Below are 24,391 nucleotides of genomic sequence, written 5' to 3'. Positions count from 1 at the left end.
GTTTGGTTCCTATTCCGTGGAGGGCGAGGCGATCAGCCCGGCGCAGATGGCCAGGTGCCACAGGCCGCGCTCGGTGGCGTTCTGCGCCTGTTCGGGCGTGCCCAGGCCGTAGTGCTGCATGGCCTGGATGTAGCGCCGGCACAGCGCGGGGTCGCCGCAAAGCACGATGCGGGGCAGTTCGCCCTGCTGCTGCAGCATGTCGGCAAGCGCCGCGATTTCATGGCCGATGAGCAGGCCCGACAGATAGTCAGCCTGCGATTCGGGCGCCAGTTCGCCGGTCAGGCCGAGCGCGCGTGTGCTGAAGATGGTGGACAGCACGCCCGCGCGGCCGGCGGGCGCGCCGGCAACCTTCAGGCCGCGCTCGAAGGCGGCCATGTCGGCGCTGGCGGCGTCGGCCATGGTCCGGCCCAGGATGGTGTGGCCGCGCAGCGCCGCGTAGACCTCGCCGGTCATGAAGGTGTCGAAGTGGGTGACGCGGCCGCGGCGGGCGCTGACCCACTTCGAATGCGTGCCGGGCAGGCCTATCAGGACGCTGTCGGCGCTGCGGGTCGCCTGGTCCGCCATCACGCCGACGACCTGGGTTTCTTCGCCGCGTATGACGTTGGGCAGGCCATGGCGCTGGATCAGGCCGGGCACGATGTGCAGGGCAGGGCCGTCCTCGCGTTCGACCTGGGTCAGCAGCGTGCCGATGCGCTGCAGGTCGACCGGCACATCCAGGTAGGCGGCTTCCTTCCAGCCCTGGGCGCTGCCGACCATGCCGCAGGCGATCACAGGCAGGGCCGGTTCGGCGCGCAGCCAATCGCCGCAAGCCTGTTCGAAGGCCAGCTCGAAGCCCGACAGGGCGGTGGTGGCGGCGCCGTCCTGCAGCGGCTGCGGCAGGCGCATGATGCCCCAGGGCAGATGGCGCGTGTCCAGCGTGCGGCCGGCGGCATCCAGACGGTAGGCGCGCAGCGAGGAGGTGCCCCAATCCAGCGCGATAAGCGCCGCGCGGGCGGGAGATCCGGTAGTCATCAGAAGCTGTCTCGTTTCCGGCCGCAAACCGGGCTGCGGACGCGCGGTGAGGCTGGCGCGGGGGCAGGGCTCTGCGGACCTTGTTGTCTCAGGCCCGCCGGATGTTCGTGAGCACGCGGCGGGCGATGGGAAAAATTCTAGATCAGCGCTTGAAAAATCTCAAAATATAGAATTAAATCCCACATACAGGGAAAGAACGGTGATGAGGCGCGCTCCCTGCGCCTGGAGCATCCTCCGGGCATATCGCCCGGAAAGCGCGCCTTTTCCCCGCATCTCGCTGCGATGGTGGCGGTTATGCTTGCAATCGTTCTCTTTGTCGCCCGGCCCCGCTTTCATGACCTCTACGCAGACTTCCGACCGTACGCCCACCCTGGACCCCGATGGCGCCGCGCCCGCCGGCACGCAGACGCTGATGCGCGGCCTGGCGGTGGTGCAGGCCGTGTCCGGCGGCGCGCGCGACCTGAAGGAAATCTGCGCCCGCATCGGCGTGGCGCGCAGCACCACACACCGGCTGGCCAGCTGCCTGGTGCAGGAACGCTATCTGCGGTCCCTGCCCGGCGTGGGCTATGTGCTGGGGCCGAAGCTGATCGAACTGGGTTTCCAGGCGCGCGAAGCCTTTCCGATGGCGACGCTGGCGCGTCCTTATCTGGACAGCCTGGCGGAACAGACGGGCGACACCATCCACCTGGCCGTGCGCGACAACGACGAAGTCCTGTATCTGGAAAAGATCCCCGGCAAGAAGGGGCTGGAGATGCGCTCGCGCGTGGGGCACCGCATGCCGCTGGCCGCCACGGGCGTGGGCAAGGCCTTGCTGCTGGATACCGAAGAACCGCAGTGGAAAGCGCTATACCGTGTCGGCGCGCCGGTGTCGTCGCGCGCGGGAGGCGGCAGCCAGACCTGGGAGGCCTTCCGCGACCGTATGCGCGACTATGCCGCCCACGGCTACGCGTTCGACCTGGAAGACAACGAACCGTCGATCCGCTGCGTGGCGGCGCCCGTGCGCGACGCGTCCAGCGGCATCGTCGCCGCCATCAGTGTGTCCAGCACGGTGCCCTATATGTCGCTGGATCGCATGCGCGACATGGTCGCCGTGGTGCAGGGCGCCGCAGCGGGGATTTCAGCGGAACTGGGATGGAAGGTGGACCGCGGCTGAGGCCGCGGCCCTGTGTCTTATTCCAGCGGCAGCGTCAGCACGCCCTGCGGGGCCGGACGCATCATGACGCGGCGGTACCAGGCCGACAGCGCCGGCGTGTCCGGTCGTTCGATCGGCAGGGCCAGCCAGCGGTGGGCGGAGCAGACCAGGGCGATATCACCCATGGTCAGTTGGCGGCCGGCGATGAACTCGCGGCCCTGCAGGGCCTGGTCCAGGATCAGGGCACGGGCATTCGAACGCTTGACCGAGTTCTCGATGGCGGCGCGGTCGCGCTTTTCCTCGGGCGTGCGGATCAGGCCCAGGAACGCCGGACCCATGACGCCCTGCCATTCGGTGGCCTGCCAGTCCATCCAGCGGTCGGCGTCGGCGCGCAGGCACACGTCTTCCGGCCACAGGCTGCCCACGCCGTAGCGCGCGGACAGATAGCGCACGATGGCGTTCGATTCCCACAGCACGAAGCCGCCGTCGTCGATGACGGGGACCGTACGGTTGGGATTCAGCTTGGCGAATTCGGGCGTATCGACCACGCCGAACGGACCGCCAGCCTGCGTGAAGGAGTGCGGCAGGGCCAGTTCGCGCACCGCCAGCATGACTTTCTGAACGTTGACGGAAGTCAGGCGTCCCCAGATCTTCAACATAACCATTCCTTTAGTGTCAGACGGGCGGCAGCTGCCGCCGTGCAAAGCCGCTGTCGCGCGAGAAGCGCGTCCAGTTGAAAGCGGGTCCGGGATCGGTCTTGCGGCCCGGGGCGATGTGTTCATGGCCCCAGGCGGCGGCCAGCGGATGGCGCGCGCGCAGAGCCGGCGTCAGCTTGCGCAGCGCCAGGTATTGCTCTTCGGCATAGGGCAGGGTATCCGTGCCCTCGAGCTCGATGCCGATGGAAAAGTCATTGCAGCGTTCGCGGCCGGCAAAACGCGACACGCCCGCATGCCAGGCGCGTTCGTCGGTGGATACGAACTGGATGATGCTGCCGTCGCGGCGGATGAAGAAATGCGCCGACACGCGCAAGCCGCGCAGCCGTTCCAGCCAGGGATGCGAACCGTAGTCCAGCGTATTCAGGAACAGCCCCGCGACTTCAGGGCCGCCGAATCGCCCCGGCGGCAGGCTGATGTTGTGCAGCACCAGCAGCGACGCCTGCGCGCCGGCAGGGCGCGCGTCGCAGTTGGGGGAGGGCATGAGCGAAACACCCGGGGCTGGCGCCAGCCAGCCATGACGATCCAGAAGCAAGGCCATGGGAAGAGAGCATGCGTGTGGTTTCCAACACGCATTATGCCGTGCAGGGCGGCAAGCCTCTAATCAGGCGGATCAGTGCCGGGCCGGGCCCAGGCGCGCGTGTTCCGAGCTGCACCAGGTCTGGCCGTTCTGCTGCAAGGCTTCGGACCGGGGCAGATGGATGCCGCAGTGGGCGCAGCGCACCATGGACTCCAGCGGCTTGGGGCCGCGCGCATCGGCCTTGGGCTTTTTCGCGCCCTGCTGGCCGGCTTGCCGCGCCGCGGCCATGCGGCCCGCCAGACGGGCCACGAACAGCACCAGGATGATCAGAACAATCCAGAACAGCAACTTGCCCACTTCAACCTCGATGCAGAATCATTTCCAGCACGAACCGGCTGCCGGTATAGGCCAGAATCAGGAACCCGAAACCCGTCAGCGTCCAGCGCAGGGCGACGCGGCCGCGCCAGCCCCAGACGTGGCGGCCGGCCAGCAGCACGCCGAAGGTCAGCCATGACAGCAGCGTGAACACGGTCTTGTGGTCGAAGGGCAGGATCTTGCCCGTCAGCTTCATGGACGCCACCGAACCCGTGCCCACGGCCAGCGTCAGCACGATGAAGCCGATCCAGATGATGCGGAACAGCAGCTGTTCCTGCACCAGCAGCGGCGGCTGGGAGTCCAGCACGCGGCCGACGATGCTGCGTTCGGCGGGAGCTTCCAGCGGGCGATGCAGATGGCGGTCCAGCAGCGCCATCATCATGGCGTGCAGCGCGGCGATGGTGATCAGGCCGTAGGCCGCCAGGGCGATCAGCAGGTGGACGCGCAGCCACGCGTCGTTGGCATGGGGCACGAATTGGCCCTGGGGAAAGATTGCGGCCAGGCCGCTGGCGATGGTGGCTGCCGGCAGCAGCAGCAATTGCAGGCCGTCTATGCGCACCAGCAGGCTTTCCAGCCAGAACACCACCATGCCCAGCCAGATGGCCGCGGACAGGGCCAACGCCCACCCGATGAACAGATGCTGGGCCCCCAGCATCGATTGTTGCAGCCCGATTCCATGGAGAACCAGGGCACCCAGCAGGCACAGGCGGGCGATTTTGCCGGTCTGTTCCACGCCGCCGCCACGGGCCAGGCGGATCCAAAGCGACCCTCCCAGCACCGCGTACGCCAAGGCAGCCGCCGTGTGAAATACAATGCCTAGTGACATAGAAACCGTTGTCTGGATGGGGCCTTGGGGCGCATGCCGCCCGAAAGCGCAGAATCCGCGCCTGCGGCCACCGTTCAATCAACTAGTTTAAGCGGAAACGCCTCTCATGCTCGATAACCTAACTCAACGCCTGTCGCGCGTCGTCAAGACGCTGCGCGGGGAAGCCCGCCTGACCGAGGCCAACACCCAGGAGATGCTGCGCGAAGTGCGCATGGCGCTGCTGGAAGCCGACGTGGCACTGCCCGTCGTGCGCGAGTTCGTCGCGCGCGTGAAGGAAAAGGCGCTGGGCGAAGAAGTCGCCAGCAGCCTCAGCCCGGGCCAGGCCCTGGTGGGCGTGGTCCACAAGGAACTGACCGCCCTGATGGGCGGCGATCTGGGCGCCGACTCCGGCGAACTGTCGCTGGCGGTGCAGCCGCCTGCCGTCATCCTGATGGCAGGCCTGCAGGGCGCCGGCAAGACCACCACCACCGGCAAGCTGGCGCGCTGGCTCAGCGAAGGCCAGCACACCCAGCACGGCCGCAAGACCGGCAAGAAGAAAGTGCTGGTGGTGTCCGCCGACGTCTACCGCCCGGCCGCTATCGATCAGCTGAAGAGCGTGGCAGCACAGGTGGGCGTGGACTTCCTGCCGTCCGACCCCAGCCAGAAGCCCGAGGACATCGCCCGCAACGCGGTGGACCACGCCCGCCGCCATCACTATGACGTGCTGATCCTGGACACGGCCGGCCGTTTGGGCATCGACGAAGCCATGATGCGCGAAATCCGCGCGCTGCATGACCTGGTCAAGCCGGTGGAAACGCTGTTCGTGGTCGACGCCATGCAGGGCCAGGACGCGGTCAACACCGCGCGCGCCTTTGCCGAAGCGCTGCCCCTGACCGGCGTGGTGCTGACCAAGCTGGACGGCGACGCCCGCGGCGGCGCGGCCCTGTCGGTGCGCCACGTTACCGGCAAGCCCCTGAAGTTCGTCGGCGTCTCGGAAAAGCTCGATGGCCTGGAGCCGTTCTATCCCGAGCGCATGGCGCAGCGCGTGCTGGGCATGGGCGACATCGTCTCGCTGGTCGAACAGGCCCAGAAGAACATCGACATCGCCGAAGCCCAGAAGCTCGCCGCGAAGATCAAGTCGGGCAACAAGTTCGACCTGAACGACTTTCGCGACCAGCTGGGCCAGGTGAAGAAGCTGGGCGACATGGGCTCGCTGCTGGAAAAGCTGCCCGCCCAGTTTCAACAGGCCGCTGGCCAATTGCAGGGTGGTCAGGCTGAAAAGCAGCTGCGCCGCACCGAAGGCATCCTGAACTCCATGACGGCGGCCGAGCGCGCCAAGCCCGAACTCATCAAGGCCTCGCGCAAGCGCCGCATCGCGGCCGGCTCCGGCGTGCCGGTGCAAGAGGTCAACCGCCTGCTGGCACAGTTCGACCAGATGCAGGGCATGATGAAGCAGATGAAGAAGGGCGGCATGGCCAAGATGATGCGCGCCATGGGCGGGATGAAGGGCTTGGGCCGCTTCGGAATGAAGTGATGCCCCCACGGCGCGCGCACTGCGTGCGCTGGCGGTGCCCCCCAAAAGGGGGCGCTTTTTCCCTAGGCAGCCCTGCGGAAAAGACCCTTCTTGCGCCGGACCGGAATGCCCCTGTTGGGGCATTTTTCATTGGAGAGACGGGCGAAAAAAATGGCCAGACATTGCGTCTGGCCAAGTAATCGCGGCTAGCAGGGGGCGCCTGCCGCGATGCAAGCCGGAAAGCGCATGGGTGCCTTCCAGCCTGTCCGATTTACGGCAATGATCAGGACAGGGGCGGGATACGCAGCACCTGGCCCGGGTAGATCTTGTCGGGGCTGGTCAGCATGGGCTTGTTGGCTTCGAAGATCAGGTTGTTCTTCGCGCCCTGGCCCTTGCCGTATTGCGCTTCGGCAATCTTCCACAGGTTGTCGCCCTTTTGCACCGTGTACATCTTGGCTTCCGGGGTGGCCTGCTTCACCTTCAGTTGGTTGTCCACCTGGGCCACGCCCACGGTGTTGCCCAGCGCCAGAGTGATTTTCTCCGCCGCTTCAGTGCTGAGGGCCTCGCCCGCCACCGTGACCTTGTCGCCATCGACCGAGATCTGCAAGCCGTCGGCATTCAGGCCGTGCTTATCGAGCTCTTTCTTCAATTCGTCCGCCGTCGCGGCCTTGGCCTCGCTGGCGCCGAAGAGCTTTTCTCCAACGTCCTTGATGAAATTGAGCAGACCCATAGTGTTTCCTTTATCTATGTTGCGGTGAGAGAAACAAGTGCCATCAGGGCTTTTGGCCCATGAACATTTTGCGCACGATGCCGGCGATCAAGGTCAGCACGGCGCCACCGACGCCGCCGCCGACCACGCTGCTGGCGATCGCGGAAAGATCCAGTCCCGTATTGCTTGCTGCCGCCGCGCTAGCTCCCGCGGTGATCATCGGAGCCAGCCAGGAACCCCCTGCCAGGCCGCCGATGGCGCCTGCGATGGTATTGCCCAACGGACCCAGATTGAACTGCTGGAGCATCTTTCCCAAGCCATTGCCTGCGGCAGCGCCGGCGACAAGCTGGATGATCAGGTTGATGATGACTGCGGTGTTCATGATGCCTCCTCTGCCCCGCGAGGGCGATGTGCAACGCTAGAACAACAGCAAGACGAACGTACGAAACCAGCAGGAACGATTATGACTCGCACATTCCCCGGGCGACGAGGGGTTAACGTGTAACAGGTTGCTAGCCTGTCGGCAGACTACGCAAGAATGCTGGTCAGTTTGCAGGGAATGCGCCGCGATCGGTCTAAACCGCATCGGGCGCGCGGCTACATGCGACAAGGGCCGCTATCGCAGCGGCCCTTGTCTTGGCAGTGTTTCAGCGCGGCGCCGGTGTCAGCCGCCGCCCACGGCCACCACGATTTCGATCTGGTCGCCGTCCGTCAGCGCGGTCTGCGCGTGCTGGCTCTTGGGCACGATTTCGCCGTTGCGTTCCACGGCCACGCGCTTGCCGGCATAGCCCAGGGCTTCCAGCAGCTCGTTCACGGTCGTGTCCAGGGGAAACTCCCGTGCGTCTCCGTTCAGGGTGATGTGCATGCAGGTCTCCTCAGTTATCGCGCATAGCCGTCGGTGGCGGCGATCAGCCGCGCCAACGTGCCGGGTTCGTCAAACGCATGGCCCGCATCCGGGACCAGGTGGAATTCGGCTTCGGGCCAGGCGCGGTGCAGGTCCCAGGCGGTGCGCGCGGGCGTGCAGACGTCGTAGCGCCCCTGCACGATGGTGCCCGGAATGCCGCGCAGCTTGTGCGCATCGCGTATCAGCTGGCCTTCTTCCATGAAGCCGCGGTTCACGAAGTAGTGGTTCTCGATGCGCGCGAACGCCAGCGCGGCGCGGTCGGCGGCATGGCTTTGCTGGTGGCGCGGGCTGGGCAGCAGCGTGATGGTGCTGTCTTCCCATTTGCTCCAGGCCTTGGCGGCGCGCAACTGCTCGGCCGGGTCGTCGCCCGTCAGGCGCTTGTGATACGCCGCGACCAGGTCGCCGCGCTCGTCTTCTGGAATCGGCGCCAGGTACTCTTCCCAGCGGTCGGGGAACAGCCACGACGCGCCTTCCTGGTAGAACCAGTGGATCTCCGCGCGCCGCAGCCCGAAAATGCCGCGCAGCACCAGTTCGCTGACGTGGGACACGTGCGTTTCCGCATAGGCCAGCGCCAGCGTCGAACCCCAGGACCCGCCGAACACCAGCCACTTTTCCGCGCCCATGACCTCGGTGCGCAGACGTTCGATGTCGGACACCAGATGCCAGGTCGTGTTGTTCTCCAGGCTGGCGTGGGGCTGCGAACGGCCGCAACCGCGCTGATCGAACAGCAGCACGTTGTAGCGCTGCGGATCGAACAGCTGCCGGTGCACGGGCGAGCAGCCGCTGCCGGGGCCGCCATGCAGGAACACGGCGGGCTTGCCCTGCGGATTGCCGCAGAGTTCCCAGTAGATCTGGTGGCCGTCGCCGGTGTCCAGCGTGCCTTGGCGGTAGGGTTCGATGGGCGGGTATAGCATCAGGCGACTCGCTTGAAGATCAGGTCCCAGACGCCGTGGCCCAGTCGCAGGCCGCGGTTCTCGAATTTGGTCAGAGGGCGGTAATCGGGGCGCGGAGCGTAGCCGTCCGCGGTATTCGCAAGCTGCGGCTCATTGCCCAGCACTTCCAGCATCTGCACCGCGTAGTCTTCCCAATCGGTGGCGCAATGGATGTAGCCGCCCGGCGCGATGCGGCTGGCCAGGAGCGCGATGAACGCGGGCTGGATCAGGCGGCGCTTGTGATGGCGCTTCTTCGGCCACGGATCGGGGAAATAGATATGCACGCCGGCCAGCGAATCGGGGGCGATCATGTCGCGCACCACTTCCACCGCGTCGTGCTGGATGATGCGCAGGTTCGGGATATTGGAGTCTTCAATGCGGCGCAGCAGCGAGCCCACGCCAGCGTTGAACACCTCCACGCCCAGGAAATTGTCGTCCGGGCGCGCCAGCGCGATCTTCTCGGTGGTCTCGCCCATGCCGAAGCCGATTTCCAGCACTGTCGGGGCCTGCCGGCCGAAGGCGGCGGCGGGATCCAGGCGGCGCGGCGCATAGGGAATGGACCATTGGCCCATCAGGCGCTCGAGCGCGGCCAGCTGGCCCTGCGTAATGTGGCCGCGGCGGTGCACGAAACTGCGGATATGGGTCGCGCCCGGGCTGTTGGGAGCGTGGGCGGTACTGGCCAGCGCCGCCTGCGTTTCTGGGGAAACGGCGGTAGCCGAGGGCTCGCCGCCAGGCGTCGCGGGGGCGCTTGCGGCAGCCGGGGCCGAGGTGGCTGCGGGGTTGTTTTCGGGGGTGTTCGTATTCATAGCCCGAATTGTAGTGGCAGGCCCGGCATGCCGCTGTCGCCCAGATGCACTAAATTGGGGACATATTTACAACCTTGAGGCTGAGGGCCTGTTGCAGCAGGGCGGCGGCGGCCAGCAGCGATGAAAAAAGGCGCGCTATAATCGCCGCCTCTGCTCCGGCTTTGCGCCGAGGGCACGACACCCGAGCGGGTGTAGTTCAATGGTAGAACGGCGGCTTCCCAAGCCTCAAGCGTGGGTTCGATTCCCATCACCCGCTCCAATTACGCGCCACGTCCAATTCCTCGGTTTGGGATGCAATTCCCTCAGACTGGGGCTTGTCGCGCCTGCGCATCAAAGATGGTCAAGTGGCAACGCCGTGGTGTACTTGAGTTCCTCCATCGCAAAACTCGAACTGACGTCAAACAGTTCAGCGACCTGGATGAGCTTCTTGTAGACGAAATCGAACCCGGCGATATCGGGCACCACCACCTTGAGAAGGTAGTCGGTGTCGCCGGTCATCCGATAGAACTCCATGACTTCGGGCATATCCTTGACGCCGAGCGAGAATTTCTCGAGCCAATTCAGGTCATGGCGGTTCGTCTTTATCGACACGAACACAGTCACGCCCAGCCCCGCCTTGTTGTTGTCCAACAGGCAAACCTGGCGGCGAATAAGGCCGGACGCCTGCAGATGCTGAATCCGCTTCCAGCACGCGGTCGGGGACAGGTGGACCCGTTCGGCGATTTCATTGTTCGAGAGGCGCGCATCAGTCTGAAGCAACGCGAGGATGCAGCGATCTTTCTTGTCCATGGCTCACTCAACTTACCCTCCCTTTTGCGCAGCGTACATACCTGTATGCCGTTGCCGCCGCGCGGTTCGGAGGCCAAACCTGAGGTCGATGTTATAGGCCGCTACCCCCGGGGGCGATACAATTCATCGAGCCAAACCTACAAGAAATTTTATATTTGAGCCGGCGAGCCGGAGGCGCGATGCAAGAGGTGGACCTTACTCTCACGCAGACTTTTTTCCTTGTCGCACAGGAGGGCACGTATTCCGCCGCGGCGCGCCGGCTGAACATCACCTACCAGTCGGTGGCCAATCACATCCGGCGCCTCGAGCAGCGCGTCGGCGAGAAGCTGGTGGTGGCTGGGCGCGGCGCCAAGTCGATCAAGCTCACTCCGCGCGGCACCAGCCTTTACCGGCTGTTGGCGCCGGAATTCGACGTCATGCTGACGCGCCTGGGCAACCTGATCGACAAGGAACGGCCAGTCATCCGTATCGGGATGCCGCACGCGATCTTCTACTACCTGCTGCCGCCGGTGCTGACGAAGTTTCGGCGCATGTATCCCAACGTCGAGATCGTCGGCTACGAAAAGGACGTCTCGCTGCCGGAGCTGATCCGCAACGGCTCGCTGGATGTCTGTTTGAGCGAGCGCTATTTCGGCGACACCGTGATTCCGCAGCGCGTTATCTGCCACTACCAGCCGGCGCTGGCGTTCCCGTCGAGCTGGCCGGCGCCAGCCGATGAGACGGCTGTTCCGGAATGGGCGCTTGGGCGGCCGCTGGTGACATATGAACCGGGCCAGATGCTCCGCAATATCGCACTGGACTATTTGTCGGTCGGCAACGAGCAGCCCAAGGTCGCGGTGTCTACTTCGACCAGCATGAGCGTCAAGCGTTGCGTCGATGAAGGCCTGGGTTTCGCATTGCTTCCCACGTGGTGCATCGACGAGTCGGATCGGCGCCTGAGCTGCATCGCGCTTCCCAACGCGCCGAGGATTCCCATCTATTTCGGGGAAGCCATGTTCCTGAAATCGAATCCGTTCGTCCGTTCGCTTCACAAGCTTTGCCTGGAGATTTTTCCCTCCACCATCGAAGAACGCGCGGGCCGGTGGAATTCCCTTGACGCAAGCAGGCCGAGACGCGCGCGCGCCGCTGCCCGAAGCTGAGGCCTTTCCTCCCCCGGGTCTGAGCTGACCCGGCTTAGCCAGTCCGCCTTCGCCAGATTGTCAGGATTCGGCGGTGATTATTTTTCTCTTTTTGCCTCCGGAAGGGGTAAAAAATCGAAGAGTTTTCACCCACTCTCCTCATAGACTTGATCACGTCATCAGTGGTCATCGACTTCCCCTGGAAGCGCTGGCCGTGCATCCACGGAGATTGAAGTTCATGAGGCAAAGCACTCAACTCGTCAGCGCAGGCCGGCATCCGGAACGTTTTGGCGGCCTGGTGAATACCCCCATCTGCAGGGCATCGACGATACTCGCGGGCAGCATGGCGGAATGGGAAGGAATGAAGCGCGCCCGCGCCGCGCAAGAGCCGGGCGCCACCACCTATGGCCGCTATGGAACCGCCACCACCCACGCGTTCGAGGAGGCCATGGCCACCCTGGAAGGCGGACACCGCTCCCTGGTCTTTCCCTCGGGCCTGGCGGCCATCGCCACGACGCTCACCGCATTGCTCAAGGCCGGCGACCATATCCTGGTTTCGTATAGCGCCTATTCCCCGACCCGCTCCTTCCTCGATCGCGTGCTCAGCCGCTTCGGGGTTGAGGTACAGGTCTACGACCCTGCTTGCGGCAAGCGCATCGAATCGCTCATGCAGCCCAATACGCGCGTCGTATTTGTCGAATCGCCGGGTTCCGAAACGCTCGAAATCCAGGATATTCCCGCCATCGCGGCGGCCGCACACGCGCACGGCGCCTTTGTCGTCATGGACAACACCTGGGCCACGCCATTGTTCTTCAAGGCTTTTGAGCATGGCGTCGATGTGTCCATCCATGCCGCGACCAAGTACATCGTGGGTCATTCGGATGCCATGCTGGGCGTGGTGACCTGCAACCAAGCCACCTGGCCCAAGGTCAGGGAGACGACGCAGGAAATGGGCCAGACGGCCAGTCCCGACGATATCTTCCTGGCATTGCGCGGGCTGCGCACCATGGACGTGCGGCTGCAGAAGCATATGGCGTCGGGAATCCGCGTGGCCCAGTGGCTGGAACAACAAGTCGAGGTCGAGGCCGTGGTGCATCCCGCGCTGCTGTCGCATCCGGGCCATGCCATCTGGAAGCGTGATTTCAAGGGGGCAAGCGGCCTGTTCACGGTAGTCCTGCGCGCCAGCGACGACGAATCAGTCGCCGCCTTTGTCGATGCCTTGCATCATTTCGGAATCGGCGTGTCCTGGGGCGGATATGAAAGCCTGGCCATACCGTTCACTCCGGGTAAGCACCATGGTGATCGCTGGCCTCACAAGGGCAAGGCAGTACGCATGCATGTGGGGCTGGAAGACCCGGAAGACCTGATCGCCGACTTGAAGCAAGGTTTGGCTGCGATGCTTGCCTGCCAGGACGCGCAGCAGCAAGATACTCAGAAAGAAGTCGCCCGCTCGGTTTGAGCTTCCACCATTTTTGACTCGTCCATTACTGGAGATACACATGAGCAAGATGAAGATCACCGGGTCCTTCGTGGCCCTGATTACGCCCTTCAACAAGGATGGCAGTCCCGATTACGAAGCCTTCCGCGAACTGCTGAAGTTCCAGGAAGACAACGGCACCAGCGCCGTGCTCATCATGGGATCCACGGGCGAGGTTTCCATGCTGTCGCAAAAAGAGCGCCAGGACATCATCGTGGAAACCGCGAAGATGAAGACCGGCAAGATGAAGCTCTTCTATGGCTGCACCGGCAACAACACCGAGGCCACCATGGATTACCTGCGCTTTGCGCGGGCCAACGGCGCCGATGGCGCCATTCTGGCAGCGCCTGCCTACATCTGCGCCTCCGAAGCGGACATCGAAAGCTATTTCCTCGAGATAGCCGACGCCACCGATCTGCCGCTGGGCATCTACAACAATCCGCCGCGGGTCAAGAGCGATCTGCACTGGGATCAGCTGCTGCGCATCTTCAAGCACCCGAACTACGTGGTCCACAAGGAATCCACCACGCGCGTGGGCCAGGTGGCGCAGGTGCTATACGGCGCGCCCGACGTATCCGTAATGTGCTGCGATTCGCCCAATCTGGGCCTGGTCGTGCCGACCATGAGCCTGGGTGGCCATGGCACGGCCAACATGACCGGCAATATCGCGCCGGCAGAGTTGACGGAAATTTCCCAGCCCTGGACCTCGCCCGAGGTCAGCTTCAGCTTCCGCGAATCCTATTTGCGCAATCTGCAATTGCTGCACTACTCGTACTCGGCCATCAACCCCGTGGCCATCAAATCGCTGATGAAGGCCGTGGGCCTGCCGGCAGGCGAACTGCGCAAGCCGCTGCGCGCACTGGAAGGAGAGCCTCTGCTCAAGGGCCTGCGCGCGGTCAAGGCGCTGGGGCTGGACAAGAAGTACGGCTGGAATTCGCTGCAACTGAAGGCCGCCTGATCCCTTGCAGGATGGGGCCGGAAAGAACGCGCGTTGGGAGATTGTCCGCCTTGCGGCTTCCTGCTGACTGAATTCCTTTCCGGCCATTTCATGTCATGGATCGGGCTGCGCCTTTGCAATAGGAAACGCTATGGATTTGGGAATTCGAGGCCGCCACGCGCTGGTTTTCGGCGGCAGCAAGGGAATGGGCCGCGCCTGCGCCCATCAGTTGGCAAGCGAAGGCGTCAACGTGACCATCGCGGCGCGCACGGAAAGCACGCTGGCCCAGGCCGCTGAGGAAATCACGGCGGCCACGGGAACCCGGGTCCGATACGCAGTTGCCAATATCACCACGGATGAAGGGCGGGAGGCGGCGCTTGCGGCGTGTCCCGCGCCCGATATTCTGGTCAATAACGCAGACGGCGCGCCGCCCGGCGACTTCCGCCAGTGGACCCAGTCCGACTGGCATGCGGCCCTTGATGCCATGGCCCTCGGGCCGATCGACATGATCCGGCGGGTCGTCGACGGCATGATGGAACGCCGCTTCGGCCGCATCGTGAACATCGTTTCACGCAGCGTCAAAACCCCGCAGCTTGAACTCGGCCTTTCCAATGGTGCGCGCTCCTGCCTGGTGGGCTTTGTTGCGGGCCTGGCCCGCCAGACGGTGCGGCACAACGTCACCATCAACAACCTGCTTCCGGGCGTCTTCGCCACCGATGCGCAGCGGCATCACATAGAAGGAATGCTGGAGCCAGGCGGCAAGAGTTTTGAACAGCTGTGGACGGAGCGCGGATCCAACAATCCTGCCGGCCGCTACGGCGAGCCCGAGGAATTGGGCGCGCTTTGCGCATATGTCTGCGCGGCCCAATCCGGCTATATATGCGGCCAGAATATCTTAATAGACGGCGCAGCCTATCCAGGCACCTACTGATTCGCCTACGATCATCCCCGCTTTCCACGCCGGCCTTTTTTCATGTATTGCGGGGCCGAAGAGGGGGGGCGGTATTCGTTGCCCAACCATTTTCAATGAGATCGTTCGTCATGCGTAATACCCCTATTCGTTCTCGCCGCCTTTGCATGAAAGGCATTGCGGCAGTTGTCGGTGGATTGGCCGTGCTGGGTTCGGTACAGGCGCAGTCGAAGGCGGATGCCTCCTATCCCAGCCGCCCGATTACCATCGTGGTGCCTCATCCTCCTGGCGGCTCCGTCGACGGCCTCGCCCGCATATTTGCCGTGAAGCTGGGCGAGGAGCTGAAGCAATCGGTCATCATCGACAACAGGGCAGGCGCGTCCGGGATGGTGGGCGCAGGCGTGGTCGCCCGTTCGGCGGCAGATGGCTATACGTTGTACCTGAATGCCTCGATCCACAACATCAACCCGCTGCTCTATGGGAAGAAGATGACCTTCGATGCGGTGAAGGATTTCACCCCCATCAGCGGTCTGGCGCAAGGCGCATTGATATTCAGCGTGAACAACGATGTCCCCGCGAAGACCGTGCAGGAGTTCGTCGGTGTGGTGAAGGCAGCTCCCAACAAATACAATTTTGCAACCACGGGCTTTGGCTCGGCGGGGCACCTCGCCATCGCGCAGTTTGCATATGAAGGCGGTCTTTCCGATCTGAAGATCCCGATCGTCCTCTACAAAGGCGGCGGTCCCGCCTTGACCGATCTGATCGGCGGACAGGTTCACGCGCTGGCCGATCCAATGCTATCCTCGCTGCCGATGGTCAAGTCAGGCAAGATACGCGCGTTGGCGGTAACCGGCGACAAGCGCAGCCCCTTGCTTCCGGACGTTCCCACGATGCGCGAAGCCGGGCTGAAGAATTTCGAGTTTTATTCCTGGTATGGCTTGTGGGCGCCAGCCAAGTTGCCGGAGCCGATACTCAAGAAGCTGGAAGTCGCCACGCAGAAAGTCATGACGTCCGCCAGCATGAAGGAGCAACTCGACAACCTCGGCTTTGAAAGCTCCTACCGGAACAGCGCGGACTTCGCGCAGTACATCCAGGCCGAGACGGACAAATACAGCGCCATCATCAAGCAGGCCAATATCACCGCGGAATAAGGCGCTTTCCCAAGAACCAGAGCGCCCCATCGAGGGGCGCTCCGGGCGCTTGGGAAAAGCCGTGTCCGGACCCGGGCCAGACGGCTATGCGGCACGATCCAATTTGGCAATTGCCGGCACCTCCAGGGCCCGGACCGAAGGCGCGGCTTCTTCCCAGCGCATTACCTCCACCAGCGCGGACTGGGCACTGCTTCCCTGAGTCAAGCGGGAAGTGCCCACGTCTATCGTCAATACGTTGGGGTTGCCGTGTATCTCCAGCTCCTCGTCGGCAGCGTCAAACCATGCTCCCGTAGGCAGCGCCACCACGCCAGGCTTGAGGTCGGCGTCGATAAGCGCGGTTGCAAGGCACGCGCCACGGTCGTTGTAAATCTTGACGAGATCATGCTGGCCGATGCGGCGCGCTTGCGCATCCAACGGCGAAATGCGCAGGGCCTCCCGGCCATTGACCTTGAGGTCCACCGATGCCTTGCCGCCATCCATTTGGGAATGGAGCTTGCCCGCGGGCTGCGGCGTGAGCAGATGCAGCGGCCACCTTGCAGCCTTGGGTGATCCAAGCCATTCGTCCGGCATCAGCCAGCTGGGGTGGGGCGGGCAATCGGCGTAACCGAATCCGGCGATTTTTTCCGAATACAGCTCGATGCGTCCGGACGGTGTGCGCAGTGGATGTTCCTCGGGGTCGCGACGGAACTCTTCGAACAGCACGAATGGCTTTTCAGGCTCGGGAATTTCCACGAACCCGCGGCTCCAGAATGCATCGAAATCAGGGGCCATATGGCCGCAGTCGCGCCATTCCTTGGCCATTGATTCGTAGATATGCCGTACCCACTCCATCTCGCCTCGGCCTTCGGTAAAACCATGCTCGTAGCCGCCCAGCGCGGCCAGTTCCCGGTATATGTCGAAGTCATTGCGGCTGGAGCCGATCGGCGCCAGGGCCTGATGCATGGCGAACACGTGACGATCGCGCGTCGATCCGCCGATGTCATTTCTTTCCAGCGTGGTGGTGGCCGGCAGCACAATGTCCGAGCGCCGCGCCATGGGTGTCCACCAGATCTCATGGGCGACTATCGTTTGCGGCCGGCTCCACGCCCGGCTGAAGCGGTTCAGGTCCTGCTGGTGATGGAAGGGGTTGCCGCCGGCCCAGTACACCATCTTGATGTCTGGATAAGTACCTTCCCGCCCATTGAATTCATAGTGCTGGCCAGGATGCAGCAGCATGTCGGTGACCCGGGCAACAGGAATCACCGAGCCGGTCGGGTTGCGTCCCGATTCCATGGCCGGTCCCGCGATCTCCATGCGCGGGTTTCCCGCGCCATTCATGGACGCATGCCCAAACGCAAAGCCCCCGCCAGGCAGCCCGATATGCCCCAACGCAGCGGCTAGCGCAATGCTTGCCCAATACGGTTGTTCGCCGCGATGAGCCCGTTGCAACGACCACGCGCAAGTCAGCATCGTGCGAGTGTTGCGTGCCTGACGCGCGAGTGCGCGGATAGTCTCGGCCGGCACATCGCAGATCGCCTGGGCCCATTCCGGCGTCTTCGGGATTCCGTCCGTACTGCCTTCGAGATAATCGCGCAAGGCCGGAAATCCAACGCAGTGGGTCTGGAGGAACGCTTCGTCGTGGACGCCATCAACGATCAGCGCCTGGATCATTGCCAGCATCAAGGCCGCGTCCGTGTTGGGACAAATGGGAATCCAGCGCGCACGCACGCCGGCAGGGACATCTCCCCGGGTCGGGCTGATGACCACAAGCTCCATGCCAGCGGCTACCGCCCGTTCGAGCTGCCCGGGCACGGGATGGTCCCCGGCGCCGCCCGATGTGATCTGCGTGTTGCGCAACGGCATGCCGCCGAATGCGATCAGCAGCCGCGTATGACTGGTGACACTGTTCCAGTCCGTCACACGGCCGGTAACCGGCGTATAGGTGCCGATCACATGGGGCAGCAGGAACTGCGCGGTGCCCCAGCTATAGTTGCCCGCTTGATTCGTAAAGCCGCCGCCGGCGTTCAGGAAACGGTGCGTCTGGGTGCGCGCATGGTGCAAACGGCCCGCCGATGACCAGCCATACGAGCCGCCAAAGATGGCCTCGCTGCCATGCTCTGTCCTCACTCGCTGGAGTTCCGAATGGACCGCCGCAAGGGCCTCGTCCCAACTGACCTCAACGTAGTCGTCACGTCCGCGCTCGCTCCCGTCGCACAAGTGCCGGTCGCGCAGCCATCCCTTCCGGATGGCTGGCCGGTTCACCCGTAGCGGCGAGTGGACCATGGCAGGCATCGATTGCAGGATGCCCGAGGGAGCGCTGTCGCGGGCGAACGGTTCGCAATCGATCAGCCGGCCGCCTTGCGTGACCGCGGTGAATGCGCCCCAATGAGAGAGCGAGGGGAAGCGGCGAATCTGTTCAGACATGATTTGACGAGGTTCCGGCCCAAGGCCGCGCATATCAAAGGCGCGGACCGATTGCGAATGTTCAGCACGCCATTAATGCTAGCAATACAGCTGGTGAATTTTCTTTCCATTCGCGCGGATTGGCGTCAAAACAATGAAATAAATTTCACTCCGGCACCCTTTATTCTTGAATCCGGTCCGGCCTGGCATCGCCGGGCAGCGCCTTCCGGCTACGCCGCAGACATCACGATCGACCAAGACAACCACGCCCATGAAAGTTCTCATCCTCGGATCCGGCGTAGTCGGCGCCACAACGGCCTACTATCTCTGCCGCGAAGGCCATGACGTCGAAGTTGTGGAACGCCACTCGGCGGCGGGAATGGAAACCAGCTTCGGCAATGCGGGCGGTCTGTGCCCGAGCTTTGCGGCGCCATGGGCCGCGCCGGGAATGCCGATCAAGGTATTGAAGATGGCGTTGCAAGCCGATGCCCCGGTGCGCTTTTCGCTTTGGCCCGAATTTGAAAGGCTCCGTTGGACCAGGCGATGGCTGATGGAATGCAATGCGCCGCGGTTTCGCGTCAACAAACTGCGCATGCAGCGCGTGGCTCACTACAGTCTCGCTTGCCTGAAGCAGCTCATGGCCGAGACGCCGATCGCGTTCGATTTTCATGCGGGCGGCGTGTTGCAGCTGTTCCAGACCGTAGCGGAGTGCCGGTATGGCGATATTGCCGCCAGCGCACTGAGGGAATTCGGCATTCGCCACAGTGTGTTGAACGGGCGCGATGCGCTGGCGGTCGAGCCGGCCTTGCGAGACGCCACCGCCAGGATCGCGGGCGGCCTTCATTTGCCGTCCGATGCCTCGGGCGATAGCCACATTTTCTGCCAGGCATTGACCGCCTGGCTTCAGCGTGCGGGCGTGAAGTTTCGCTTCGACACCGATGTGCGGCGATTGCTGCATGAGGGCGGTCGGGTGGTGGGCGCAGAGACCCCTGGCGGCATACTGAAGGGCGATGCCACGGTTGTCGCCTTGGGCAACCAGGCTCCGGCACTGCTTGCGCCGCTGGGGATCAAGCTTCCCGTATATCCGCTCAAGGGCTATTCGATTACCGCGCGGGTGACCAATGCCGATCAAGCGCCCAATATGTCGGTCATGGATGAACACAACAAGGTCATGATTTCACGGCTGGGCAATAGAATCCGCGCGGCGGGCATGGCCGAACTGGTCGGCCACGACTTGTCATTGAAGGCGGCCCGTAAGGATGTGCTGGTCCGGGCGGTGCGCAGCCTGTTCCCACATGGTATCGACTACGCCAACGCTACCTTCTGGGCGGGTCTGCGCCCCATGACGCCAGACGGCCCCCCGATTCTCGGAGTCTCTGGTTGGGGCGGGCTGTTTCTCAACAGCGGGCATGGCTCGAACGGCTGGACCCAGGCTTGCGGAACGTCCCGGATCGTGGCGGATCTGGTCTGCGGCCGCAAGCCTGAAATCGACCTCGAGGGACTCACGATCGAGCGTTTTCGAAGGTAGCATTGACGGCACGCGAAGTTTCGCCATCCCTGTCGAGGTTGTTCGCGCCAGACAGACGAACGCCGATCTACAGATGGAAATCGCCCGCGGCTTCCGGCTGGTAAAGCACTTTCCTGATCCCGATCCGGCGGGTCCGGTCCGAAATCCGCCAATCGATGGAATCCCCCTCCTGGTAGCCCAGGATGGCGGCCCCGACATCGGAACAGACAGAGAGCTTTCCTGCGCTGCTGTCGGCGTCTTCAGGGTAGACCAGGGCCACTTCCATCTCTTCGTCGTCCAGCTGCAGCAAGGCACGGGAGTTCATCGTGACCACGTCTCGCGCCACTTGCTGCGGCTTGACGACGATGGCTCGCTCCAGCTCGTGCTCGAGCTCGACAATAGTCGGGCCCTGCTCGAGTTCTATCAGGCTCTTGAGCCGGGCCTTGTCGATTTCAGTGATGTAGATATCGGTGGAGTCGACAACGGCGCCTTCGCGCAACAGTCGTAGATAACGCCCCGCAGCCATGGAAAACGACTTCAGCGTCGGTGTTTCGTTTTCAAGCAGAAAGCCGCTGCGCAGAAAGGTCTTCAGCGAACGCGCGTTGTCCGGGTGGATCTTGGCGATGAGCTTTTCGGCCCGCATGTCGAGGAAGGCCAGCTTCATGCCTTCGCGGATCGTGCTGGCGCCCAGGTTCCGGCCCCAGTTGTCGCAGTCTCCGATCACCAGGACGATCTCGCAATCCGGGCCGGTCTTGACGAGGCGCACGAAGCCCACCGGGGCGTCATGCCTGTCATAGGCCATGAAGAACCGGCCGCCCTGGTTGAACAGATGGGTCAGGATCGGCAGCTGGGTCCGATCGATGGCTTGCTCGATGAAACGGGAGACATTGCGCGAATCGCTCAGATAGCAGGTCACGCGCTCATCTTCCAACCAATCCATCAGCGTCAGCGCGTGCGTCCGGGTGATTTCCGGGCACAGCGAAATGAAAGGCTTGTTCATCTTCACCACACTCATTCGTAAAGGATGAAAGCCCTTCATGGCGATGGCCATGACGGTTCTTTCGGCAAACCGCGCATTTTAGGACGGAATGCGGATGAGTGCAGGGCAGGCCGGGAACGGGCGCCGCTTGCAAGGCCCGGGGGCCGTGTCAGATCGGATGAACCCTGCGCCTGCGCATGAGCCACTGCCAGAAATCCGCGAACAGTTTTGCTGACACGGAAAAAGCGATCAGCACGGCCGCGCCAGCAAGCGTGGGCCATCGATCAGCCCAGGCTTGCTCGAATACCAGGAGGACAAACATGTGCCCCAGCGCGGCCATCAATGGCGCGCCGATCAACCATCCCGCGACAAACCAACAATCGTGGCGGGTAAAGACCTTCGTGAAACTGAGGTGATAGGCCGCGCGTGCCACGTAATAGGACAGCACCAGGGTCAGGAAAATGAGTGCGATGCCAGCAAGCGTAAAGTCTTCGGATACGCGGACCTTGTGCCAGCTTTGAAGTATCGGGTCGCCGATCAGAATCCACTGGTCTACCGGCGGATCGTAGTGCGCGATCGGAATGATTCCGACACCGCGTGCAAGCCACGACAATCCGTGGAAGCAATACCAGGCAAAGATGATCGAAGCTGCTGCGCCGAACAGCATACGCAGCTTGTGGCTAGCCATTGCAGTAATTCCCATCGCGCTCGAAGTTCCCTGAGTATTCCACGCATGTTCCTGGCGTTCTCGGCAGCCAGTCTCTAAACCTCTCTTCCATACTGCTCCATTTTCCACCGAGCCCGCGGCCCCCGCTGCGTGTACTCGCGCCGGTAATCCGCCGGCGTTACGCCGAACTTCCGCTTGAAGGCGCGACGGAAGGCCGCCACGTCCAGATAGCCGCAGTCATTGGCTATGTCCTCCACGGAGCGCAGCGTCACTTCCAGCCACATCTGGCTCTTTCTCATCCGTATATCGGTGAGGAATTCATGCGGTGTGATCGCCAAGTGCGTCCGGAAAAGGCGTGCCAAGGTTCTTTCGCTGACGGCCGCATGCTGTGCGGCGTCGCCTATCGTTATCGCTTCCTGGGCATGTGCCAGCAACCACTGGACGGCCCTGTACAGCGGGCTGTCGCGTGTGAGACCGCTGACCTTCTCTATGGGCAGCGTCGACGCGATGATCTGCCGCGCGGGATCGAAGACGAGCTTGTCGCGCGATGCGCCGGCCAGTCCGGCGATGCCCGTGCGGTCCATCAGATCGAGCACGCAGTCATAGGCCAATGAAGGCGTCCCGGCAAGCAGGATGCGCTCGCTGGCCCAGACAATCGGATCGTTGGCGATGGCCAGGTCCGGATGGGTCCGCGCGAAGCCCGACTGGTACGCCCATTGCACCGGCGTCCGCATCTTGTCCAGTACGCCTGCCGCCGCGACCAGCCAGACGCCGGTGCCCACCGCGCAGACGTAGCGCCCATCCGCCACCGCGCTGCGGATTTCGTGCAGCACGGCGTCGTTGTTTGCCACGCTGGCGCGCAACTGCGGCACCGAGACCGTTTCCAGGGGCGGAACAAAGACGGCGCGCTCCATTGCCGAATCCGGCGCGCCCGGCGGCATGAAGCTCAGATGTTCGGACGCCGAGTCCGTTTCCGCCGAAAGGGCTGCGCCCACGCAGCGCCACGTCACCACATGGCCGCTCGCTTGCCCGCTGCGGCTGCGGGCAATGCCGTTGGCGGTGCGGAACGTATCGATCGCGGCATGGATGGGGCCGTTCAACCTGCCGGCGGGCTGCAGCAGTTCCACATGCAGAGGGTAGTTGTCTGGAGCGGCACCCATGATGTCTGTTTGGAGCGCGGTCTTTCCGCAGAGGATCGAACAAAATCAACACGCAAATATTAGATCAACCGCGCCCTCCAAGGAGCCATCCGTGCCATACGCAACCGCGTCCGACGACACCCGCATCTACTACGAAACCTATGGCGACGGCGCGCCCGTCCTGTTCATCCATGGCGGCGGTGGCAACACCATATGCTGGTATCAGCAGGTGCCTTTCTTCGCCAGCAAGTACAAGGTCATCGTGATGGACTTGAGGGGCTTCAAGAACTCTCCCTGCGTGCCGGAACGCAACCATCCGCGCCACTACCCCGCCGATGTGCTGGCCATACTGGAACAGGAAGGCATAGGAAAAGTAAACCTCGTGTGCCAGTCGCTGGGCGCATGGGCAGGGTTGCCGGTGGCCGTGAAGCATCCGGAGCGCGTCCAGACGCTCTTCATCAGCGGCTCGCCGACGCCGGCCTATTCGCCCGAGACCTGGGAAATTCTGCGCAAGGCCGGCAAGACCTTCGATGACGGCCGCCACGATCTGCGCAGCAAGAGCATCGGCTGGAACCGCAAGAACGTCGAGGCCCGGCCCGAGATGCTGCATCTGTACGGCTGCATCAAAGCGCTCAATCCCAAGGGCTTCCTGGCGCTGACCATGCAGGCCGACGACGTCAAGATCCATCCCGCCGAATTCGAGGGATACCGTGTGCCGACCTTGATGACAGGCGGCAGCCACGACGATTTCCTGACCCCGGAAAGCCACCATCTGGTCGCGAAGCTGTTGCCTGGCAGCCGCAAATACACCTTTGAAGACTCGGGCCACTCTCCCTATTTCGAAACGCCGGACGAATTCAACCGCGTGGTACTCGAGTTCCTGGACGCACACAACTAGTTCCTGATCCTGCAAGAAGGAGACAGCATGGCTGCCATCAAAAAAACACTGGGATTCGGGCTCGCTTGCGTCATGGTGCTGGCCAGCGCGGCCGCCATGGCGCAAACCGGTTATCCGAACCGGCCCATCCGCTGGATCGTTCCCTCGCCGGCGGGCGCGCCTATCGACGCCATCGGACGCAAGCTGGGGGAACTCATGTCCGCGCGGCTCGGCGCGCCCATCGTGATAGAAAACAAACCCGGCGCCGGCAGCACCATCGGCGCCACCGAGGTCGCGCGGGCCAAGCCCGACGGCTACACCTTGATGCTGAGCGTGGGCGACGCGCTCATTTCTTCGGTCGTGACCATGAAGGTGCCTTATGACCCGCAGCGCGACTTCACGTTGATCAGCAAGATAGCCGCGTCAGGTCCCGTGCTCATCGCAAACAAGTCGATGCCGGCCGGCGACCTGGCCGGGGCGGTCAAGGAGGCCCGGGCGGCGCAGGTTCCTCTGGCCTATGGGTCGTACGGTCCGGGCTCGTACCCGCAACTGATCATGGAGAGCCTGGCCACGCAGTCTTCGGTGAAGTTCATCGAAGTCCCCTACAAGGGATCTCCGCCGGCGATGACCGACCTGCTGGGCGGGCAGTTGGCATTTACCTTCACATCAACCAGCATTGCGGCGCCCATGATCGCGGACGGCAAGGTCAAGGCCATCGCCGTTATCGGCGACAAGCGCTCGGCGCTGCTGCCTGGGGTCCAGACCTTCGCCGAAGCGGGATACGACGCCTTCATATTCAAGAACAAGGCCTGGGTCGGCCTGAGCGGCCCCGCCGGCATGCCTGCGGACGTGGTGCAGAAGCTTGCGGCGGCGGCTCAGCAGGTGGTGCGGGATCCGGAGTTCGGCAAGTATCTGGAGAACATCGGCTTCGACGCGGTGGGCAATACGCCGGAGGAGTTCCTGAAGGAGTATCGGGAGGAGTATTCGGTCGTGCCGGGGCTGATCAAGGAGCTGGGCGTGGCGGCGCATTGATCAGCG

25 protein-coding genes and 1 tRNA gene are annotated in these 24,391 nt (G+C 63.4%); 11 read left to right on the top strand and 15 right to left on the bottom strand.

Going from position 1 to position 24,391, the window contains the following annotated elements; all coding sequences use genetic code 11:
- Positions 1-9: 9 nt before the first annotated feature.
- Positions 10-1,011: a 2-dehydro-3-deoxygalactonokinase gene (locus IB259_RS15635; RefSeq protein WP_192329500.1), complete on the bottom strand. Its 1,002-nt coding sequence runs from the start codon at positions 1,009-1,011 to the stop codon at positions 10-12.
- Positions 1,012-1,345: 334 nt separating this feature from the next.
- Here IB259_RS15635 and IB259_RS15630 point away from each other — a divergent pair, with 334 nt between their 5' ends.
- Complete coding sequence (locus tag IB259_RS15630) at positions 1,346-2,164, top strand: IclR family transcriptional regulator (protein ID WP_125470192.1); 819 nt, start codon at positions 1,346-1,348, stop codon at positions 2,162-2,164.
- A 17-nt stretch (positions 2,165-2,181) separates the two neighbouring features.
- On the opposite strand, the gene IB259_RS15625 is transcribed toward IB259_RS15630, so the two are convergent.
- From IB259_RS15625 to IB259_RS15610, 4 genes are all read right to left on the bottom strand, one after another.
- Positions 2,182-2,802, bottom strand: a complete 621-nt coding sequence (locus IB259_RS15625) for a glutathione S-transferase family protein (protein ID WP_054459332.1) — start codon at positions 2,800-2,802, stop codon at positions 2,182-2,184.
- Between the two features lie 16 nt (positions 2,803-2,818).
- The gene (gene ampD, locus IB259_RS15620; protein ID WP_119450465.1) at positions 2,819-3,397 is read right to left on the bottom strand and encodes a 1,6-anhydro-N-acetylmuramyl-L-alanine amidase AmpD; all 579 of its coding nucleotides are present in this window, start codon (positions 3,395-3,397) and stop codon (positions 2,819-2,821) included.
- 72 nt (positions 3,398-3,469) lie between these two features.
- Positions 3,470-3,733 carry a PP0621 family protein gene (locus IB259_RS15615; protein ID WP_158598561.1) on the bottom strand — a complete coding sequence of 88 codons (264 nt, stop codon included), beginning with the start codon at positions 3,731-3,733 and terminating at the stop codon, positions 3,470-3,472.
- A 1-nt stretch (position 3,734) separates the two neighbouring features.
- A complete protein-coding gene (locus tag IB259_RS15610) occupies positions 3,735-4,577 on the bottom strand; it encodes an inner membrane protein YpjD (protein WP_054459338.1) in 843 nt (280 codons plus the stop codon).
- Positions 4,578-4,683: 106 nt separating this feature from the next.
- Here IB259_RS15610 and ffh point away from each other — a divergent pair, with 106 nt between their 5' ends.
- Positions 4,684-6,090: a signal recognition particle protein gene (gene ffh, locus IB259_RS15605; protein ID WP_054459340.1), complete on the top strand. Its 1,407-nt coding sequence runs from the start codon at positions 4,684-4,686 to the stop codon at positions 6,088-6,090.
- Between the two features lie 262 nt (positions 6,091-6,352).
- On the opposite strand, the gene lysM is transcribed toward ffh, so the two are convergent.
- From lysM to trmB, 5 genes are all read right to left on the bottom strand, one after another.
- Positions 6,353-6,799 carry a peptidoglycan-binding protein LysM gene (lysM, locus tag IB259_RS15600; protein ID WP_054459342.1) on the bottom strand — a complete coding sequence of 149 codons (447 nt, stop codon included), beginning with the start codon at positions 6,797-6,799 and terminating at the stop codon, positions 6,353-6,355.
- A gap of 43 nt (positions 6,800-6,842) precedes the next feature.
- A complete protein-coding gene (locus tag IB259_RS15595; protein WP_192329498.1) occupies positions 6,843-7,160 on the bottom strand; it encodes a hypothetical protein in 318 nt (105 codons plus the stop codon).
- 282 nt (positions 7,161-7,442) lie between these two features.
- Positions 7,443-7,643, bottom strand: coding sequence for a sulfur carrier protein ThiS (thiS, locus tag IB259_RS15590; RefSeq protein WP_054459345.1), 201 nt, complete (start codon positions 7,641-7,643; stop codon positions 7,443-7,445).
- Between the two features lie 14 nt (positions 7,644-7,657).
- Positions 7,658-8,596: a prolyl aminopeptidase gene (pip, locus tag IB259_RS15585; protein ID WP_054459347.1), complete on the bottom strand. Its 939-nt coding sequence runs from the start codon at positions 8,594-8,596 to the stop codon at positions 7,658-7,660.
- Positions 8,596-9,420, bottom strand: coding sequence for a tRNA (guanosine(46)-N7)-methyltransferase TrmB (gene trmB / locus IB259_RS15580; protein WP_175212698.1), 825 nt, complete (start codon positions 9,418-9,420; stop codon positions 8,596-8,598). Before trmB ends, pip begins: the two co-directional genes overlap by 1 nt.
- 185 nt (positions 9,421-9,605) lie before the next feature.
- Between trmB and IB259_RS15575 the strand changes: the two genes are divergently transcribed.
- A tRNA-Gly gene (locus tag IB259_RS15575) sits at positions 9,606-9,679 on the top strand.
- A 71-nt stretch (positions 9,680-9,750) separates the two neighbouring features.
- On the opposite strand, the gene IB259_RS15570 is transcribed toward IB259_RS15575, so the two are convergent.
- A complete protein-coding gene (locus IB259_RS15570) occupies positions 9,751-10,209 on the bottom strand; it encodes an Lrp/AsnC family transcriptional regulator (protein WP_054459352.1) in 459 nt (152 codons plus the stop codon).
- Between the two features lie 179 nt (positions 10,210-10,388).
- Between IB259_RS15570 and IB259_RS15565 the strand changes: the two genes are divergently transcribed.
- The 5 genes from IB259_RS15565 (at position 10,389) to IB259_RS15545 (ending at position 15,802) form a co-directional block, all read left to right on the top strand.
- The gene (locus IB259_RS15565; protein ID WP_054459354.1) at positions 10,389-11,348 is read left to right on the top strand and encodes a LysR family transcriptional regulator; all 960 of its coding nucleotides are present in this window, start codon (positions 10,389-10,391) and stop codon (positions 11,346-11,348) included.
- A gap of 217 nt (positions 11,349-11,565) precedes the next feature.
- A complete protein-coding gene (gene metC / locus IB259_RS15560) occupies positions 11,566-12,786 on the top strand; it encodes a cystathionine beta-lyase (protein ID WP_192329664.1) in 1,221 nt (406 codons plus the stop codon).
- Between the two features lie 40 nt (positions 12,787-12,826).
- A complete protein-coding gene (locus IB259_RS15555; RefSeq protein ID WP_119450446.1) occupies positions 12,827-13,762 on the top strand; it encodes a 4-hydroxy-tetrahydrodipicolinate synthase in 936 nt (311 codons plus the stop codon).
- A gap of 130 nt (positions 13,763-13,892) precedes the next feature.
- The gene (locus IB259_RS15550; RefSeq protein ID WP_054452198.1) at positions 13,893-14,672 is read left to right on the top strand and encodes an SDR family NAD(P)-dependent oxidoreductase; all 780 of its coding nucleotides are present in this window, start codon (positions 13,893-13,895) and stop codon (positions 14,670-14,672) included.
- 110 nt (positions 14,673-14,782) lie between these two features.
- A complete protein-coding gene (locus IB259_RS15545) occupies positions 14,783-15,802 on the top strand; it encodes a tripartite tricarboxylate transporter substrate binding protein (RefSeq protein WP_225588872.1) in 1,020 nt (339 codons plus the stop codon).
- An 84-nt stretch (positions 15,803-15,886) separates the two neighbouring features.
- On the opposite strand, the gene IB259_RS15540 is transcribed toward IB259_RS15545, so the two are convergent.
- Positions 15,887-18,205 (bottom strand): molybdopterin-dependent oxidoreductase, encoded by a 2,319-nt coding sequence (locus tag IB259_RS15540; protein WP_192329496.1) that lies wholly within the window; start codon positions 18,203-18,205, stop codon positions 15,887-15,889.
- Positions 18,206-18,455: 250 nt separating this feature from the next.
- Here IB259_RS15540 and IB259_RS15535 point away from each other — a divergent pair, with 250 nt between their 5' ends.
- Positions 18,456-19,712: a D-amino acid dehydrogenase gene (locus tag IB259_RS15535; protein WP_192329495.1), complete on the top strand. Its 1,257-nt coding sequence runs from the start codon at positions 18,456-18,458 to the stop codon at positions 19,710-19,712.
- Positions 19,713-19,779: 67 nt separating this feature from the next.
- On the opposite strand, the gene IB259_RS15530 is transcribed toward IB259_RS15535, so the two are convergent.
- From IB259_RS15530 to IB259_RS15520, 3 genes are all read right to left on the bottom strand, one after another.
- Positions 19,780-20,742 carry a bifunctional GNAT family N-acetyltransferase/nucleoside diphosphate kinase regulator gene (locus tag IB259_RS15530; protein ID WP_192329494.1) on the bottom strand — a complete coding sequence of 321 codons (963 nt, stop codon included), beginning with the start codon at positions 20,740-20,742 and terminating at the stop codon, positions 19,780-19,782.
- 97 nt (positions 20,743-20,839) lie between these two features.
- Positions 20,840-21,358, bottom strand: a complete 519-nt coding sequence (locus IB259_RS15525) for a hypothetical protein (RefSeq protein ID WP_125471274.1) — start codon at positions 21,356-21,358, stop codon at positions 20,840-20,842.
- Between the two features lie 74 nt (positions 21,359-21,432).
- The gene (locus tag IB259_RS15520) at positions 21,433-22,464 is read right to left on the bottom strand and encodes a helix-turn-helix domain-containing protein (protein WP_166738319.1); all 1,032 of its coding nucleotides are present in this window, start codon (positions 22,462-22,464) and stop codon (positions 21,433-21,435) included.
- A 124-nt stretch (positions 22,465-22,588) separates the two neighbouring features.
- Between IB259_RS15520 and IB259_RS15515 the strand changes: the two genes are divergently transcribed.
- A complete protein-coding gene (locus tag IB259_RS15515) occupies positions 22,589-23,374 on the top strand; it encodes an alpha/beta fold hydrolase (RefSeq protein ID WP_192329493.1) in 786 nt (261 codons plus the stop codon).
- Positions 23,375-23,401: 27 nt separating this feature from the next.
- Positions 23,402-24,385 (top strand): tripartite tricarboxylate transporter substrate binding protein, encoded by a 984-nt coding sequence (locus IB259_RS15510; protein ID WP_192329492.1) that lies wholly within the window; start codon positions 23,402-23,404, stop codon positions 24,383-24,385.
- The last annotated feature ends 6 nt before the right edge of the window (positions 24,386-24,391 follow it).

Source organism: Achromobacter sp. ACM04, from assembly GCF_014851465.1.
Lineage (GTDB): Bacteria > Pseudomonadota > Gammaproteobacteria > Burkholderiales > Burkholderiaceae_B > Achromobacter > Achromobacter aegrifaciens.
The sequence above is the reverse complement of the archived record's forward strand: the minus strand, read 5'-3'. Positions and strand labels throughout refer to the sequence as shown.

Bases quoted from the DNA above. Each gene is read 5' to 3' on its own strand.
- IB259_RS15545 (WP_225588872.1), top strand. From the start codon at position 14,783: ATGCGTAATACCCCTATTCGTTCTCGCCGCCTTTGCATGAAAGGCATT.
- IB259_RS15625 (WP_054459332.1), bottom strand. From the start codon at position 2,802: ATGTTGAAGATCTGGGGACGCCTGACTTCCGTCAACGTTCAGAAAGTC.
- IB259_RS15530 (WP_192329494.1), bottom strand. From the start codon at position 20,742: ATGGCCATCGCCATGAAGGGCTTTCATCCTTTACGAATGAGTGTGGTG.
- IB259_RS15525 (WP_125471274.1), bottom strand. From the start codon at position 21,358: ATGGCTAGCCACAAGCTGCGTATGCTGTTCGGCGCAGCAGCTTCGATC.
- ampD (WP_119450465.1), bottom strand. From the start codon at position 3,397: ATGGCCTTGCTTCTGGATCGTCATGGCTGGCTGGCGCCAGCCCCGGGT.
- IB259_RS15630 (WP_125470192.1), top strand. From the start codon at position 1,346: ATGACCTCTACGCAGACTTCCGACCGTACGCCCACCCTGGACCCCGAT.
- IB259_RS15550 (WP_054452198.1), top strand. From the start codon at position 13,893: ATGGATTTGGGAATTCGAGGCCGCCACGCGCTGGTTTTCGGCGGCAGC.
- thiS (WP_054459345.1), bottom strand. From the start codon at position 7,643: ATGCACATCACCCTGAACGGAGACGCACGGGAGTTTCCCCTGGACACG.
- trmB (WP_175212698.1), bottom strand. From the start codon at position 9,420: ATGAATACGAACACCCCCGAAAACAACCCCGCAGCCACCTCGGCCCCG.
- pip (WP_054459347.1), bottom strand. From the start codon at position 8,596: ATGCTATACCCGCCCATCGAACCCTACCGCCAAGGCACGCTGGACACC.
- metC (WP_192329664.1), top strand. From the start codon at position 11,566: ATGAGGCAAAGCACTCAACTCGTCAGCGCAGGCCGGCATCCGGAACGT.
- lysM (WP_054459342.1), bottom strand. From the start codon at position 6,799: ATGGGTCTGCTCAATTTCATCAAGGACGTTGGAGAAAAGCTCTTCGGC.
- IB259_RS15540 (WP_192329496.1), bottom strand. From the start codon at position 18,205: ATGTCTGAACAGATTCGCCGCTTCCCCTCGCTCTCTCATTGGGGCGCA.
- IB259_RS15510 (WP_192329492.1), top strand. From the start codon at position 23,402: ATGGCTGCCATCAAAAAAACACTGGGATTCGGGCTCGCTTGCGTCATG.
- ffh (WP_054459340.1), top strand. From the start codon at position 4,684: ATGCTCGATAACCTAACTCAACGCCTGTCGCGCGTCGTCAAGACGCTG.
- IB259_RS15565 (WP_054459354.1), top strand. From the start codon at position 10,389: ATGCAAGAGGTGGACCTTACTCTCACGCAGACTTTTTTCCTTGTCGCA.
- IB259_RS15570 (WP_054459352.1), bottom strand. From the start codon at position 10,209: ATGGACAAGAAAGATCGCTGCATCCTCGCGTTGCTTCAGACTGATGCG.
- IB259_RS15635 (WP_192329500.1), bottom strand. From the start codon at position 1,011: ATGACTACCGGATCTCCCGCCCGCGCGGCGCTTATCGCGCTGGATTGG.
- IB259_RS15535 (WP_192329495.1), top strand. From the start codon at position 18,456: ATGAAAGTTCTCATCCTCGGATCCGGCGTAGTCGGCGCCACAACGGCC.
- IB259_RS15555 (WP_119450446.1), top strand. From the start codon at position 12,827: ATGAGCAAGATGAAGATCACCGGGTCCTTCGTGGCCCTGATTACGCCC.
- IB259_RS15610 (WP_054459338.1), bottom strand. From the start codon at position 4,577: ATGTCACTAGGCATTGTATTTCACACGGCGGCTGCCTTGGCGTACGCG.
- IB259_RS15595 (WP_192329498.1), bottom strand. From the start codon at position 7,160: ATGAACACCGCAGTCATCATCAACCTGATCATCCAGCTTGTCGCCGGC.